Raw genomic sequence first — 14,640 nt, forward strand, 5'->3', positions numbered from 1 at the left:
ATGTGCGCCACCCGCGCATTCCGCGACCCGGGAACTCTCCCCAAACCCCTGCCCCGTGCGAAAGGCTGAGCGGTCATCCGGTGCCGGTATCCGGACCCTCGTCTTTCACAAACAGGGATGTAGATGACCACCCCCGAAAAGCAGAGCTCCATACCCGGGCGCTCGACGACCGGGACCAGACGCGCGGCCCGCATCGCCGCCGCCGCCGGACTCGTGACCGCGCTCGTCGCGGCCGGCGCCGCCCCGGTTCTGGCGGCCGACGACCCGGCCGCCACCTCCCCGGTGAAGACCGCCGACGCCGCCGACAAGCTCGGCGCCACCGACGCCCAGCGCCTGTCCGAGGCCGAGGCGACCGGCGCACCGAACGTCACCGTCCTCGTCGCCACCGCGCCCGGCGCCACCGAGCAGGTCGCGGGCCAGCTCGACGCCGTTCCGGGCGCCTCCGTCGGCAAGCGGGACGACAAGCTCGGCTACGTCCGCGCCACCCTGCCGACCGCCAAGGCCGACGCCGCCCTCAAGGCGGCCGGCAAACTCTCCTCGGTCCAGTCGATCGACCTCCAGGCGGAGATCGAGCTCGACGACCCGACCCCGGACGCGGGCACCACCGGCGCCGTCGACGGCACCACCGTCACGCGCACCTACCCGGCGCCCGGCAAGGCCACCCCGGCGAAGAACCCCTACAACCCGTCCTTCGAGACCGGTGCGGTGGACTTCGTCAAGGAGCACCCCAGGGCCGACGGCCGCGGCGTGACCATCGGCATCCTCGACTCCGGTGTCGACCTCGGCCACCCGGCCCTGCAGAAGACCACCACCGGCGAGCGCAAGATCGTCGACTGGGTCACCGCCACCGACCCGCTCACCGAGAGCGACGGCACCTGGCGCGCCCAGATCACCGACGTCACCGGCCCCGTCTTCACGGCCAACGCGCAGAGCTGGAAGTCCCCCGCGGGCTCCTTCAAGTTCAACGTCTTCCGCGAGTCCGTCACCGCGGGCGGCGACCCGAAGGGCGACATCAACCGGGACGGCGACACCACCGACGTCTTCGGCCTGCTGTACGACGCCGCCGCCGGCACCGTCCGCGTGGACTCCGACCAGAACGGCGACTTCACGGACAACGAGCCGATGAAGCCGTACAAGGACGGCTACCAGGTCGGCTACTTCGGCACCGACAACCCGGCCACCGAGGTCGTCGAGCGCACCCCGTTCGTCGTGCAGATCCGCAAGGACGTGCCGATGGACCCGCTCGGCGGCACCTGGGTCGGCAAGAAGGCCGACTTCGTCAACGTCGGTCTCGTGGAGTCCTCGCACGGCACCCACGTCGCCGGCATCACCGCCGCCAACGGCCTCTTCGGCGGCCGGATGAGCGGCGCCGCCCCCGGCGCGAAGATCGTCTCCGCCCGTGCCTGCACGTGGACCGGCGGCTGCACCAACACCGCCCTCACCGAGGGCATGATCGACCTCGTCGCCCACCGCGGCGTCGACATCGTCAACATGTCGATCGGCGGCCTCCCGCTGCAGAACGACGGCGACAACGTGCGCGCCCGCCTCTACACCCGCCTCATCGACGAGTACGGCGTGCAGCTGGTCATCTCGGCCGGCAACGAGGGCCCCGGCATCAACACGATCGGCGACCCCGGCCTGGCCGACAAGGTCCTGTCGGTCGGCGCGGGCGTCTCCCGCGAGACCTGGGCCGCCAACTACGGCTCGGCCGTCACCAAGCCGTACAACATGTTCCCCTTCTCCTCGCGCGGCCCGCGTGAGGACGGCGGCTTCACGCCGACCATCACGGCCCCCGGCTCCGCCGTGAACACCATCCCGACCTGGCAGCCCGGCGCGGGCGTGCCCGAGGCCGGCTACACGCTGCCCGCCGGCTACGGCATGCTCAACGGCACCTCGATGTCCTCGCCGCAGGCGGCGGGCGCGAGCGCGCTGCTGATCTCGGCCGCGAAGCAGAAGGGCTTCAAGCTCTCCCCGCTCACCCTGCGCACCGCGCTCGTCTCGACCGCGCAGCGGATCCCGGGCGTCGCGGCCCACGAGCAGGGCGCCGGCCTCATGGACATCGTCGAGGCCTGGGAGTCCATCAAGGACGGTGCCACCGCCCACGACTACAAGGTCGAGGCGCCGGTCGACACCGTGATCTTCCCGGCCCCGCACACCGGCACCGGTGTGTACGACCGCGAGGGCGGCCTCAAGGTCGGCCAGAAGAAGGTCTACGACGTCACCATCACGCGCACGAGCGGCCCGAACCGGCCGATCGAGCACGAGCTGGACCTGAAGTACAACGACGGCACCTTCCGCATCCTCGGCGACGACGAGATCGACCTGCCGCTGAACAAGCCGGTCACCGTCAGGCTCCAGGCCCGTCCGGCCACCGCGGGCGTGCACAGCGTCATCCTGGAGGCCGACGACGAGCGCACCGAGGGCGTCGACAAGCAGATCCTCGCCACCTCGGTCGTCTCGAACGCCCTGGCCGCTCCGGGCTACGGCTTCTCGGCCACCGGTTCGACGCAGCGCAACAGCGCGAAATCGTACTTCGTGACCGTGCCGAAGGGCGCCAAGACCCTGGAGGTCTCGCTCGGCGGGCTGAAGGAGAAGAGCCAGACCCGGTTCATCACCCAGCACCCGTACGGCGTGGCCCTCGAGGACACCGCGACCAACCAGTGCTACCCGCACTACAACCCGGCCAACACCTGCCGTCCCGACCTGCGCTCCTACGCGAACCCGATCCCGGGCGTCTGGGAGATCATCGTCGAGTCCCGGCGTACCTCGCCGGACCTGGACAACCCGTTCAAGCTGAACGTGTCCGTGCTCGGCGCCGACTTCGACCCGGCCGTCCAGACGGTCCCCGAGGCGCGGATCGGCACCCCGGCCGCCGTGCAGTGGAAGGTCACCAACGGCTTCGCCGCGCTCGACGGGCACCTGAAGGGCGGCTCGCTCGGCTCGCAGAAGACCGAGAAGTCGACCATCCAGCACCACGAGCAGCAGATCAAGACCGTCACCATCGGTGAGGGCGTGGAGCGCCTCGACATCGCCATCGGCAACACCTCCGACCTGGCCGCCGACCTCGACCTCACGGTCCTGCTCGGCGACACGCAGGTCGGCCAGTCGGCCGACGGCGACTCCGAGGAGTCCGTCACCCTGCTCAAGCCCGCCGCGGGCACCTACACCGTCGTGATCGACGGCTACTCGGTGCAGGCGGCCGGCGGCACCAGCTACGACTACAAGGACGTGTACTACTCGTCCGCGCTGGGCTCGGTGAAGGTCGACGAGTCGAAGCAGGTCCAGCTGGCGAACGGCGCGTCCGCGCAGGTCGCCGCCGAGGTCGTGGTGAACGCCGCCGCGCCCGAGGGCCGGAGCTTCTTCGGCGAGGTCCAGCTGCTGAACGCGCGCGGCACCGCCGCGGGCACCGGCAGCGTCGTGATCGAGAAGGTCACGCCGTAACGCGGACCATGACGAGGGTCACACTCCGACATGCGGAGTAGTGGGGGCGGGCACCGGAACGGTGTCCGCCCCCTTTGGCGTCTTAGCGCCTGCCGGGGCCGTCCCGTCCTTTGGACAATGAATTGGACAAGGCGCCCCGGACCGCACGCATGATGGTCGCGGCACCACCCTGCACACATATTCGGAGGAATCCCGTGAAGGTCGGAATCGTCGGAGCCACCGGTCAGGTCGGCACAGTCATGCGCAGGATTCTGGCCGAGCGGAACTTCCCGGTGGACGAGCTGCGCCTCTTCGCCTCCGCCCGGTCCGCCGGCACCGTCCTGGACGGCGTCACCGTCGAGGACGCCTCGACCGCCGACTACACGGGCCTCGACATCGTCCTCTTCTCGGCCGGCGGCACGACCTCCAAGGCGCTCGCCGAGAAGGTCGCCTCCCAGGGCGCCGTCGTCATCGACAACTCCTCCGCCTGGCGCCGCGACCCCGAGGTCCCGCTGGTGGTGTCCGAGGTCAACCCGCACGCGATCAAGGACCGCCCGAAGGGCATCATCGCCAACCCGAACTGCACCACGATGGCCGCCATGCCGGTCCTCAAGCCGCTCCACCAGGAGGCCGGCCTGACCGCGCTGGTCGCCACCACCTACCAGGCCGTCTCCGGCTCGGGCCTGGCCGGCGTCGCCGAGCTGGACGGCCAGGTCAAGGCGGTCGCCGAGCGCGCCACCGAGCTCACCCACGACGGCGAGGCCGTCGCGTACCCGGAGCCCGGCGTCTACAAGCGTCCGATCGCCTTCAACGTGCTGCCGCTGGCCGGCTCGATCGTCGACGACGGCACCTTCGAGACCGACGAGGAGCAGAAGCTCCGCAACGAGTCCCGCAAGATCCTGGAGATCCCGGAGCTCAAGGTCTCCGGCACCTGCGTGCGCGTCCCGGTCTTCTCCGGCCACTCGCTCCAGGTCAACGCCCGCTTCGAGCGTCCGATCAGCGTCGAGCGCGCCTACGAGCTGCTCAAGGACGCCGAGGGCGTCGAGCTCTCCGAGATCCCCACCCCGCTCCAGGCGGCCGGCAAGGACGCCTCCTACGTGGGCCGCATCCGCGTCGACGAGACCGTCGAGCACGGCCTGGCGCTGTTCCTCTCCAACGACAACCTGCGCAAGGGCGCGGCGCTGAACGCCGTGCAGATCGCGGAGCTCGTCGCCGCGGAGCTGCGGGGCTGACACCCGTTCGGAGGTACGAGGGGCGGCCACCCGCGAGGGTGGCCGCCCCTTCCGTGTTCGCCCTGGGAAATGAACCGTGCGCCGCCCGCACACCCCGTGGAAGGATGGCCCAAACGTCACGAAACCGAGGAGTTGACCGGGTGCCTGGCACAAACCTGACCCGCGAAGAGGCGCAGCAGCGGGCGAAGCTGCTGTCCGTGGACACGTACGAGGTCGACCTCGACCTCACCGGTGCGCAGGAGGGCGGCACCTACCGGTCCGTCACCACCGTCCGCTTCGATTCCGCCGAGGCCGGTGCCGAGACCTTCATCGATCTCGTCGCCCCCGCCGTGCACGAGGTGGTGCTCAACGGGCACGCCCTCGACGTGGCCGCCGTCTTCCGGGACTCCCGGATCGCGCTGGCGCACCTCAAGGAGGGGCGCAACGAACTGAAGGTGGTCGCGGACTGCGCGTACACCAACACCGGTGAGGGCCTGCACCGCTTCGTCGACCCGGTCGACGGCCAGGCCTACCTGTACACCCAGTTCGAGGTGCCGGACGCCCGCCGCGTCTTCGCGTCCTTCGAGCAGCCGGACCTCAAGGCGACCTTCCAGTTCACCGTGAAGGCCCCGAGCGGCTGGTCGGTCATCTCCAACTCCCCCACGCCGGAGCCCAAGGACGACGTGTGGGTCTTCGAGCCGACCCCGCGGATCTCCACCTACATCACCGCGCTGATCGTCGGCCCGTACCACTCGGTGCACTCGACGTACGAGAAGGACGGCCAGGTCGTCCCGCTCGGCATCTACTGCCGTCCCTCGCTGGCCGAGTTCCTGGACGCCGACCACATCTTCGACGTCACGCGTCAGGGCTTCGACTGGTTCCAGGAGAAGTTCGCGTACGACTACCCGTTCGCGAAGTACGACCAGCTCTTCGTGCCGGAGTTCAACGCGGGCGCGATGGAGAACGCGGGCGCGGTCACCATCCGCGACCAGTACGTGTTCCGGTCGAAGGTGACGGACGCGGCGTACGAGCGCCGGGCCGAGACCATCCTGCACGAGCTCGCCCACATGTGGTTCGGCGACCTCGTCACCATGGAGTGGTGGAACGACCTGTGGCTGAACGAGTCGTTCGCCACCTTCACCTCGGTCGCCTGCCAGGCCTCCGTCGAGGGCACCCGCTGGCCGCACGCCTGGACCACCTTCGCCAACGCGGAGAAGACCTGGGCCTACCGCCAGGACCAGCTGCCGTCGACGCACCCGATCATGGCGGAGATCAACGACCTGGAGGACGTGCTCGTCAACTTCGACGGCATCACCTACGCCAAGGGCGCCTCCGTCCTCAAGCAGCTGGTGGCGTACGTCGGCCAGGACGAGTTCTTCAAGGGCGTCCAGGCGTACTTCAAGCGCCACGCGTTCGGCAACACCCGCCTCAGCGACCTGCTCGGCGCCCTGGAGGAGACCTCCGGCCGCGACCTCAAGGCCTGGTCGACGGCGTGGCTGGAGACCGCGGGCATCAACATCCTGCGCCCGGCGATCGAGACCGACGGCAACGGCGTCATCACCTCCTTCGGCGTCCGCCAGGAGGCCCCGGCGCTGCCGGCCGGCGCCAAGGGCGAGGCCGTGCTCCGCCCGCACCGGATCGCGATCGGCTTCTACGACCTGGACGCGGCCGGCAAGCTGGTCCGCACCGAGCGGGTCGAGCTCGACATCGACGCGGCCGGGCTGACGCCGGTCCCGCAGCTGACGGGCAAGCAGCGCCCGGCGGTCGTCCTGCTCAACGACGACGACCTGTCGTACGCCAAGGTCCGTCTCGACGAGGTGTCCCTGAAGAACGTCACCGCGCACCTGGGCGACTTCGCCGAGTCGCTGCCGCGGGCGCTGTGCTGGGCCTCCGCCTGGGACATGACGCGGGACGGCGAGATGCCCACCCGCGCCTACCTGGACCTGGTGCTCTCCGGCATCGTCAAGGAGACCGACATCGGCGTGGTCCAGTCGCTCCAGGGCCAGGTCAAGGCCGCCCTGGACCTGTACGCGGCGCCGGAGTGGCGCGCCGAGGGCCTGGCCCGCTGGGGCGCCGCGGCGCAGGAGCAGCTGCGGGCCGCGGCCCCGGGCAGCGACCACCAGCTGGCGTGGGCGCGGGCCTTCGCGGCGACGGCCCGTGAGGAGGCCGAGCTCGACCTGCTGGCCGGGCTGCTCGACGGCAGCGAGGTCGTCGACGGTCTGGCCGTGGACACCGAGCTGCGCTGGGCGTTCGTGCAGCGGCTCGCGGCGACCGGCCGTTTCGACGAGCCGGAGATCGCGGCGGAGCTGGAGCGCGACCGTACGGCGGCGGGCGAGCGGCACGCCGCCACGGCCCGCGCGGCCCGGCCGACCGAGGCCGCCAAGGCCGAGGCGTGGGCCTCGGTCGTCGAGTCCGACAAGCTGGCGAACGCGGTGCAGGAGGCGGTGATCGGCGGCTTCGTGCAGACCGACCAGCGCGAGCTGCTCGCCCCGTACACGGCGAAGTACTTCGCCGCCGTCAAGGGTGTCTCGGAGACCCGCAGCCACGAGATGGTCCAGCAGATCGTGGTCGGTCTCTACCCGACGCTCCAGGTCTCGCAGGAGACGCTGGACGCCACGGACGCCTGGATCGCGGAGCACGACCCCGTTCCGGCGCTGCGCCGTCTGGTGACGGAGTGCCGCGCGGGCGTCGAGCGCGCCCTCAGGGCGCGGGCGGCGGACGCCGCGGCCGCCTGATTCCGGCAGTGAAGGGGCCCCGGACGGTGCACACCGTCCGGGGCCCTCGTCATGCGGGACCGTGGGTCAGCCGAGGTCCGTGAGCCACTGCCAGCCGCCGGTGCCGATCGTGACCGGCGTGCCGAGGCCGCCGGCGATGCCACTGGCCGTGCCCGGGAGGAACTCCAGGTTCTCGGCGGTGCCCGCGGTGCGCGTGGTCCACAGGTCCGGGTGGCCGTCGCCGGTCACGTCGCCGGCCGAGAAGGCGAGGCGGCGGTCGGCGGCGGTCCAGGGGCCGCCGGTGAGGTCGCGGGGTGCCGCCAGGTGCTGGGCGCCCTGGCTCGCGTACTGCCGGATCTGCCCGGTGGCGCGATCACGGCCCCACACGTCGGCCTTGCCGTCGCCGGTCACGTCGCCTGGCAGGATCACGTCGTAGCCGGCCCACTCGGCGTCGCCGATCTGCAGGGCGGCCCTGGCGGCGAAGGCCGGCCTGCCGTCGACGGCCGGGCCGCCGCGGTGCAGCCAGAGACCGGTGGTGCTGCGGGCCAGGACGTCGGGCAGGCCGTCTCCGTCCACGTCGCCGGCGGCCAGCGGGGTGGCGGAGGCGTTCGACCAGCCGGTGGGGCGGCCGCCCATGGCGAGCCGGGTGCCGAGTTCGCCGCTGCCCTTGTTCGGGTAGACCCACAGCTCGTCGCCGATGCGGGCGAGGACGTCCTCGCGGCCGTCGCCGGTCCAGTCACCGCGGTGGCTGACGGCGGCGCCGGTCCAGCCGCCGGTGCCGGTCTGGCGCGGGCCGGCGAGGGCCCCGGCGCCGGTGCCGGAGTAGAGGCGCAGGCTGCCGTCGTCCTTGACGGCGAGGAGGTCGGGCCGGCCGTCACCGGTGAGGTCGCCGCCGACGGTGGTGCCGGGCCGCGGCTCGGGGTGGGCGGCGGCGCGCAGCAGCTTGTGGTCGGACAGCCGGGGGGCGGGGTCGTCCTCCGGTTCGAGGACGGAGGCGCGAACGGTGTGGAAGTCGCGGGCGCTCAGGAAGACGTGGTCGAACTTCTTGCCGTCGTAGGTCGTCGGCTCGCCCGTACGGCACTCGGTGGCACCGGCGTCCTTGCAGGCCTGGGTGAAGAAGTCGGCATCGTTCTCGTCCGCCTCGGCGAAGGGGCCGGTACCGGGCAGGCCGGCCCGGATCGGGTCGAGCGCGGCGTACGTGGGCGCGGCGTTGAAGTCGCCGCCGAGGATGACGGGGAGTCCGGCGGCCCAGGTGTCGACGTGGGCGAGGGCCTCGGCCGAGCCGTTGTCGGGGGTGATCTTCTGGTCGAGGTGGGTGTTGCAGACGAGCGTGGTCCGCCCGTCGATCGGTCCCCGGGCGCACAGCACCGAGCGGGGCTCGTAGGCGGTGGTCAGACCGGCCGTGTAGCGGTCGACCGCGGAGGCCTTGACGAAGATGCCGAGGCCGAAGCCCGTGTCGGTGGACCAGTTCCCGCAGCCGCGGGCCTTCGTGTTGAAGCCCCAGACGGCGGTGTAGCCCGCGTCGGCCAGGGCGGTGCGCAGTGACGTCCACTGGCCGAAGCACAGCTCCTGGAGCATCAGGGCGTCGGCGTCCCAGGCGAGGGTCTGCTCCTTGACCTTGGTCGTCCAGGTGGGAAGGTCCAGCCCGCTCCGGCAGGTGTCGGAGGCCCCGCAGACGTTGTACGAGATGACGCGCACCGGCGGTGCCGTGGCGGGGTCGACGGTGTCGGCGGCGGCCGGCCCCGCGGTCGTGAGGACCGCGGTGGCCAGCAGCGCGAACGCGACCATCGCTCTCTGGAGAAGTCTCATGCCGGAAGCGTAATGATCTTTTCCGTGCACCTGTCACAACGCCCGGCAGGCGGAACGTCAGACGGTCAACCGCGCGTACCGGGCGCGCAGTTCGGACGCCCCCTGGTCGGTCAGGCTGCCGTGGAGGCGCATCCGGGCGATCCCGCCGTCGGGGAAGGCGTCGAGGCGGACGTGGGTGACGACAGCCTGCGCCGGGAGGCGGAAGCGGTGCAGGGTGTCGGGCTGGAGCCGGGTCCGTGGGACGATCTCGAACCATTCGCCCGACTCGCCGTTGCGGCCCTGCAGGGCGATCCAGCCGGCCGAGTTGCCCTTGAGGTAGGCGGTGTCGATCTCGACCGCGCGGACGGCGCCCTGGGCGGCGAGCCGGAAGCGGACCCAGTCGTTGGTGCCGCGCACCCGGCGGCGGCGGTTCTCCCAGCCGTCGTCCATCTTGCGCGAGGTGCCGGGCAGGATGATCTGCGTCGGCGAGGAGTAGAAGCGGTCGGAAGCGTCCTCGTACGCACCGCCGTTGACGACGGCGATCAGGTCGACGGTGCCGAGGACGTCGAGCCACTCGGGGTCGGGAACGACCTCGCCGTGCACGCGGAGCCGGGCCACGCCGCCGTCAGGGTGCTGGCGGAGCCGGACATGGGAGTAGCGGCGCTCGGCGTCGACGGTGAAGCCGTTGGCGGCGTGGCCCCGGACGGGGGTGGGCGGGAGGAGCTCCTCCCACTTCGCGTCCAGCAGCTCCTCGGGGCTGGGCGTGCCCTCGACGGCGGCGGCCTGGACGCTCACTCGTTGCGGGTAGTTGCCGCGGAAGTGGGCGGTGTCGACGACGATTCCGCGGATGACGCCGGGGGCACCGAGGCGGACGATCGCCCAGTCGTGGTCCTCGGGGGCGGGGAAGGGGTGCGCGGCGTCGGCGCCGCGCCTGCGACGGGTCTCCCAGCCGTCCATGATCTTGCCCTTGTGCCCGAAGTGGTCGGGGTCGAAGACGGCCCGCTCGCGGACGAGGAGGTTCTCGCGCTCGGCGAAGAACTCGTCGGCGGCGGCGACGACTCCGCCGCCGAGACGCCGGTCGGCGAGGTCGACGAGCTCGGTGAACGGGAAGTCCCCGGCGCGGTAGTCGGCGTACGAGTCGCCTCCGGCATAGGGGGCGGCGTCGTTGGCGTGCGGGTCGCTGTCGTCGTCGTAGAAGCTCATGGACCGACTGTGCCGCTCCACGACCGCACAGGTCCATCGAATGTTTTCGACAGGTCTTTTCAGACCTACTGAAGGTTTCCCCGTCGGGCGGCGGCCTGGCGGAGGGCCACGAGGACCCGTGCCACGGCAGGGCCCTCCTCCGCCCCGCGGCGGACCGCGGCGACGACGTGACGGCGCGGCTGGTCGGCCGAGAGCACCCGCATGACGACCCCCGGGCCGGTGCCCGCACGGCGCTCCGCAGCCGCCATCCGGGGGATCAGGGCCACCCCCATCCCGGCCTCGACCATGGCAAGGATGGCGGTCCAGCCGGCCGCGCTGTGGGCCTGCTCGGGCACGAACCCGGCGGCCTCGCAGGCGGCGGTGGTGATCTCCGACCAGGGCCCGGAGCCGCCGAAGATCCACGGTTCCGCGGAGAGGTCGGCGAGCCGCAGACCGGGGGCGTCGGCGAGCGGATGCCCGGCGGGCAGCGCGACGTCGAGCGGGTCGGCCAGCAGTGGCACCCGGCTGAACCTGGGGTCGCGCGCGGTCGGCGCGTGGGCGGCGAGCGAGAGCGCCAGCTCGACCTCGCTGGCGCTGAGCAGCTCGTACGCCTCCGCGGCCTCGGCCTCCCGGACCCGGACGTCGAGCCCGGGGTGGGCGGGGCGCAGCGCCTGGACGGCGGGGACGACGAGCGAGGGCACGGCGGTGGAGAACGCGGCGACCCGCACCCGCCCAACCTCGCCCCGCAGATGGGCGTCGAGTTCTGCCTCGGCGCGCTCCAGCTGGGCGAACACGCCCTCGGCGTGCCGCAGTACGAGATGCGCGGCGTCCGTGAGCCGAACCCGCCGCCCGTGCGCTTCCAGGAGCTGCACGCCGAGCTGCCTGGCCAGGTTGCTGAGCTGCTGGGAGACGGCCGAGGGGGTCATGAGCAGCGCCTCCGCGGTCGCGGTGACGGTGCCGCGGTCCCGCAGGGTGCGGAGGATCTGGAGCTTCTTGATGTCCCACTCGGTCATGGGGCGCAACCTACCGGGCGGTGCCAGACTGAGAGGTGAGGTGAGTGGCCGTGATCGAACAGCTGCGCATCGAAGTCCGGGACGGGGAGCGGACCGACGGGGACATCGAGTCACTGCTCCGGAATATGGACAGTCTGAGGGCAGACCTCCTCCAACTGGACGTGGAAGACGTCGCACGGTCCGCCGCCGGTCCCGCGCCCCCGGGCAGCCGGTCGGGCGCCCTGGAGCAGGTGAACGCTCTGCTCGTGACGCTCACGGCCGTGCCCGCCCTCCTGCACCAGGTCGTGACCGTCGTCGACAAATGGCGCGGGCACACCGCCGATTCCGGCGCGCCGCCCACCGTGTCGCTGACATTCGGTGACCGGCGGCTCGAACTCAGCGGCGGCGATCCCGAGGAGCAGCGCCGCATGGCTGCCCTGTGGCTCGGCGCCTGTACGACCGCCGAACGGAGGCGGCAGGACGATGGCTGACCGGGAGCGGCAGGCACTCATCGTGGTGACTAGTGCGTACGACGACCCCGGGCTCGGCGCGCTGAGAGCGCCGAGCGACGACGCCGAGGCGCTCGCCGAGGTACTCCGCGACCCGGACGTCGGGGGATTCGAGGTGGAGGTGGTCACGGACCCCAGCTCCCAGAAGTTGCGCGTGAAGGTCGAGGACTTCTTCGCGGACCGCTCGCCCCGCCACACCCTGCTCCTTCACTTTTCGTGCCACGGCGTGAAGAACTCGGCGGGCAAGCTGTTCCTCGCGACCACCGACACCCGGCGCAGTCGCCTCGCTTCGACGTCGGTGCCGGCCGAGTACGTGAGCAGCCTGATGCTGGAGAGCCGCGCCCAACGGGTGGTCGTCCTGCTCGACTGCTGCTACGCCGGTGCCTTCGAACGCGGGATGTTCGCCCGAGCCGGCACGGACGCCCATGTGCAGGCGAGCTTCCAGGAGCTGGAGCGGACCGGCGGTCGCCGGGGCCGCGCCGTGTTCACGGCGTCGAGCGCCGTCGAGTACGCCTTCGAGGAAGGCCACCCGGTGACGGAAGCGGGCCCGGCGAGCGGCCGCCGCCCGTCGCTGTTCACCGGGTCGCTCGTGGAAGGTCTGCGCTCGGGCGACGCCGACCGGGACGGCGACGGCGAGGTCGGCATGGCCGAGCTCGCCGACTACGTCCATGACCGGCTCTCGGAGCTGACCCCCCACCAGACCCCGCAGCTGTGGCTGTTCGGCGCCCACGGCGGAGACGTGCCCATAGCCCGGACCCGGCCACGGGCCCCCACCGCCGCCGCGTTGCCCACCGAGCTGGACGAAGCCGTGCACGAGGGACGCCGCGGGGACCGCCTGTGGGCGGTGGAGGACCTGGGGCACCTGCTGTGCGGGGAGGACGTGGGGCTTGCCCTGTCGGCCCGTGAGGCCTTGCTGACGCTGGCCGGTGACGACAGCCGCCGCGTCTCGGTGAGCGCCGAACAGGCGCTGGCCGCGGCTCGCCCCCGCGTGGCGTGCGAGTCCCTCGACCTGGGCACGGTGACCGCCGGGGCGCCCGGCCTCCGGACACTGCTCGTCGTCGAGGGCCCACCGATCGTCCACGCGACGATCGAGGCCACACCGGTGGAACCCTGGCTCACCGCGACGGCCGCGCCGGACGGGGTGCAACTGAGTGCCGTGGTGTCGACGCCGGGGCATTACGAGGGCGACGTGTTGGTGAAGGCCGCGACCGGCGAGGTGCCGGTGCACGTCGGCCTGGAGGCGCTTCCGGTGCGCCGCCGGAAGCAGGAGTGGCCGGTGTGGGAGCCGACGGCCCGGCAGGCGTCGCCCCCCGGGCCGGAACCCGTACGCGAGGAGCCACCACGCGAAACCGTGCGGCGGCCCGTACCCCGGGTTCGGGAAGAGCCCCCCGCGGCGGAGCAGCGTCGAGAGGCACCGACCCGCGTTGCGAAACTGAGGTTGTGGCTGGCCCAACGGCCGGAGGCGGGCATTCTCTCCGCGGCCGTCATCCTCCTGTTCTTCGCACTCGGTGCACCGCTCCTACACAACGGCAAGACCTCGTACTGGGGGGACGAGTGGCCCGTCTCATGGGCGTCGAACCTGATCGTGCTGGGTCTGATCTCCACAGGGACCTTCGCCGTCGTGGCGATGGCAAGGCCGGCGTTTCCGCTCGGGCGGACAGCCTTTGCGTGGCTCGCCTGCACGACCGCCACGACGCTGGCCACCCTGGGGTCCGTCCTCGACGTGCTCTTCAACTACGACTACCTCGAGCTGTCGGCCGGCACCGTCCTTCTGATCCTCGGCTGCCTCCTGCAGCTCTCGGCCTGCGTCACCTCCTGGCGCCGGAGGCGCCGGCGGCCGATGACAGCGCCACCCCGCCCAGGATGAGCGTCATGCACGCCACGCCCAGCAGCCCCAGTTCCTCCCCGAGCAGCGCGTACGAGAGCAGGGCGACGCAGACCGGCTGGAGGTGGTAGACGACGCCGGCGCGGGCGGCGCCGATGAGGCTGACGGCCCTGTTCCAGGCGAAGAAGGCGACGGCGGACGACATGACGCCGACGTAGAGCAGCGGGCCCACCGTGCCGGAGGTGACCGGGAAGCCGCCCTGGACGGTGAGGGAGACGGCGTAGGCGGGGGCCAGCATCAGCGCGCCGAGCGCGAACGTGGCGAAGAGGAAGGCGAGTCCGCCGATCCCGGTGGGCTTGCGCCTGAGCATCGCGCTGTAGGTGGCGAAGGACAGGGCCGCGGCGCACATCCACAGGTCGCCGGCGGCGGGGTCGACGGTCGGGGAGCCCTTCCCGACGAGCAGCAGGACGCCGAGGACGGCGGTCAGCATGCCCAGGAGGCGGCGGGCGCCGAGCCGTTCGCCGCCCAGCCGGGCGTAGACCGCCATGAGCACCGGGGACGCGGCCATGATCATGCCCATGTGGGAGGCGGAGGTGGTCAGTCCGGCCTGGTGGACCAGCGTGTTGTAGAGGGCGACGCCGAAGAGCGAGGCGAGGGCGACGAATCCGAGGTGACGGCGGATGATCCTCCGCTGCCGCCAGAACGGACGGGCGGCGAACGGGGCGACGGCGGCGAGGGCGACGACCCAGCGCCAGAAGACGGCCTGCACGGGCGGGACGGAGTCGGCCATGCCGCGGGTGGCGACGAAGCTGCCGGACCAGACGAGGGTGGCGAGCAGGGCGAGGAGCACGCCGAGGCCGGCGCCGCGGGTCTTCCTCGCGGGCGCCGGCCTCTCGGTGGCGGTGGTGCCGTCGTGGGGGACGGTGGCGCCGTCCGGTCCGGGGGTGGTGCCGTCGTCGTCGGGGGCGGTCGGGTGGCGGGCGGTGATCAGCGTCATGC

9 protein-coding genes are annotated in these 14,640 nt (G+C 72.0%); 5 read left to right on the forward strand and 4 right to left on the reverse strand.

All coding sequences use genetic code 11. From position 1 onward, the window contains the following. Window positions 1-123 precede the first annotated feature (123 nt). From ACGF1Z_RS10120 to pepN, 3 genes are all read left to right on the forward strand, one after another. Window positions 124-3,441 (forward strand): S8 family serine peptidase, encoded by a 3,318-nt coding sequence (locus tag ACGF1Z_RS10120; RefSeq protein WP_393001919.1) that lies wholly within the window; start codon window positions 124-126, stop codon window positions 3,439-3,441. A 194-nt stretch (window positions 3,442-3,635) separates the two neighbouring features. Then, window positions 3,636-4,652 carry an aspartate-semialdehyde dehydrogenase gene (locus ACGF1Z_RS10125; RefSeq protein WP_393001921.1) on the forward strand — a complete coding sequence of 339 codons (1,017 nt, stop codon included), beginning with the start codon at window positions 3,636-3,638 and terminating at the stop codon, window positions 4,650-4,652. Window positions 4,653-4,792: 140 nt separating this feature from the next. Next, window positions 4,793-7,366, forward strand: coding sequence for an aminopeptidase N (gene pepN / locus ACGF1Z_RS10130; protein ID WP_393001924.1), 2,574 nt, complete (start codon window positions 4,793-4,795; stop codon window positions 7,364-7,366). A gap of 66 nt (window positions 7,367-7,432) precedes the next feature. Here the strand turns inward: pepN and ACGF1Z_RS10135 are convergent, their stop codons facing one another. The 3 genes from ACGF1Z_RS10135 to ACGF1Z_RS10145 all read right to left on the reverse strand — a co-directional run bounded on the left by ACGF1Z_RS10135 (window position 7,433) and on the right by ACGF1Z_RS10145 (window position 11,328). Beyond that, a complete protein-coding gene (locus ACGF1Z_RS10135) occupies window positions 7,433-9,154 on the reverse strand; it encodes an FG-GAP-like repeat-containing protein (RefSeq protein ID WP_393001926.1) in 1,722 nt (573 codons plus the stop codon). A 57-nt stretch (window positions 9,155-9,211) separates the two neighbouring features. Continuing rightward, window positions 9,212-10,336 carry an allantoicase gene (gene alc, locus ACGF1Z_RS10140; protein WP_393001928.1) on the reverse strand — a complete coding sequence of 375 codons (1,125 nt, stop codon included), beginning with the start codon at window positions 10,334-10,336 and terminating at the stop codon, window positions 9,212-9,214. A 65-nt stretch (window positions 10,337-10,401) separates the two neighbouring features. Next, window positions 10,402-11,328, reverse strand: a complete 927-nt coding sequence (locus ACGF1Z_RS10145) for a LysR family transcriptional regulator (protein WP_393001930.1) — start codon at window positions 11,326-11,328, stop codon at window positions 10,402-10,404. 44 nt (window positions 11,329-11,372) lie between these two features. Here ACGF1Z_RS10145 and ACGF1Z_RS10150 point away from each other — a divergent pair, with 44 nt between their 5' ends. Together ACGF1Z_RS10150 and ACGF1Z_RS10155 are read left to right on the forward strand one after the other, a co-directional pair. Beyond that, window positions 11,373-11,798 carry a hypothetical protein gene (locus tag ACGF1Z_RS10150; protein WP_393001932.1) on the forward strand — a complete coding sequence of 142 codons (426 nt, stop codon included), beginning with the start codon at window positions 11,373-11,375 and terminating at the stop codon, window positions 11,796-11,798. Continuing rightward, a complete protein-coding gene (locus tag ACGF1Z_RS10155) occupies window positions 11,791-13,683 on the forward strand; it encodes a caspase domain-containing protein (protein WP_393001934.1) in 1,893 nt (630 codons plus the stop codon). Before ACGF1Z_RS10150 ends, ACGF1Z_RS10155 begins: the two co-directional genes overlap by 8 nt. Here ACGF1Z_RS10155 and ACGF1Z_RS10160 read toward each other — a convergent pair. Further along, complete coding sequence (locus ACGF1Z_RS10160; protein WP_393001936.1) at window positions 13,625-14,638, reverse strand: DMT family transporter; 1,014 nt, start codon at window positions 14,636-14,638, stop codon at window positions 13,625-13,627. The two genes, ACGF1Z_RS10155 and ACGF1Z_RS10160, sit on opposite strands and share 59 nt — an antisense overlap. Window positions 14,639-14,640 lie beyond the last annotated feature (2 nt).

Source organism: Streptomyces sp. NPDC048018, from assembly GCF_043202995.1.
In the GTDB taxonomy this organism is placed as follows: Bacteria; Actinomycetota; Actinomycetes; order Streptomycetales; family Streptomycetaceae; genus Streptomyces.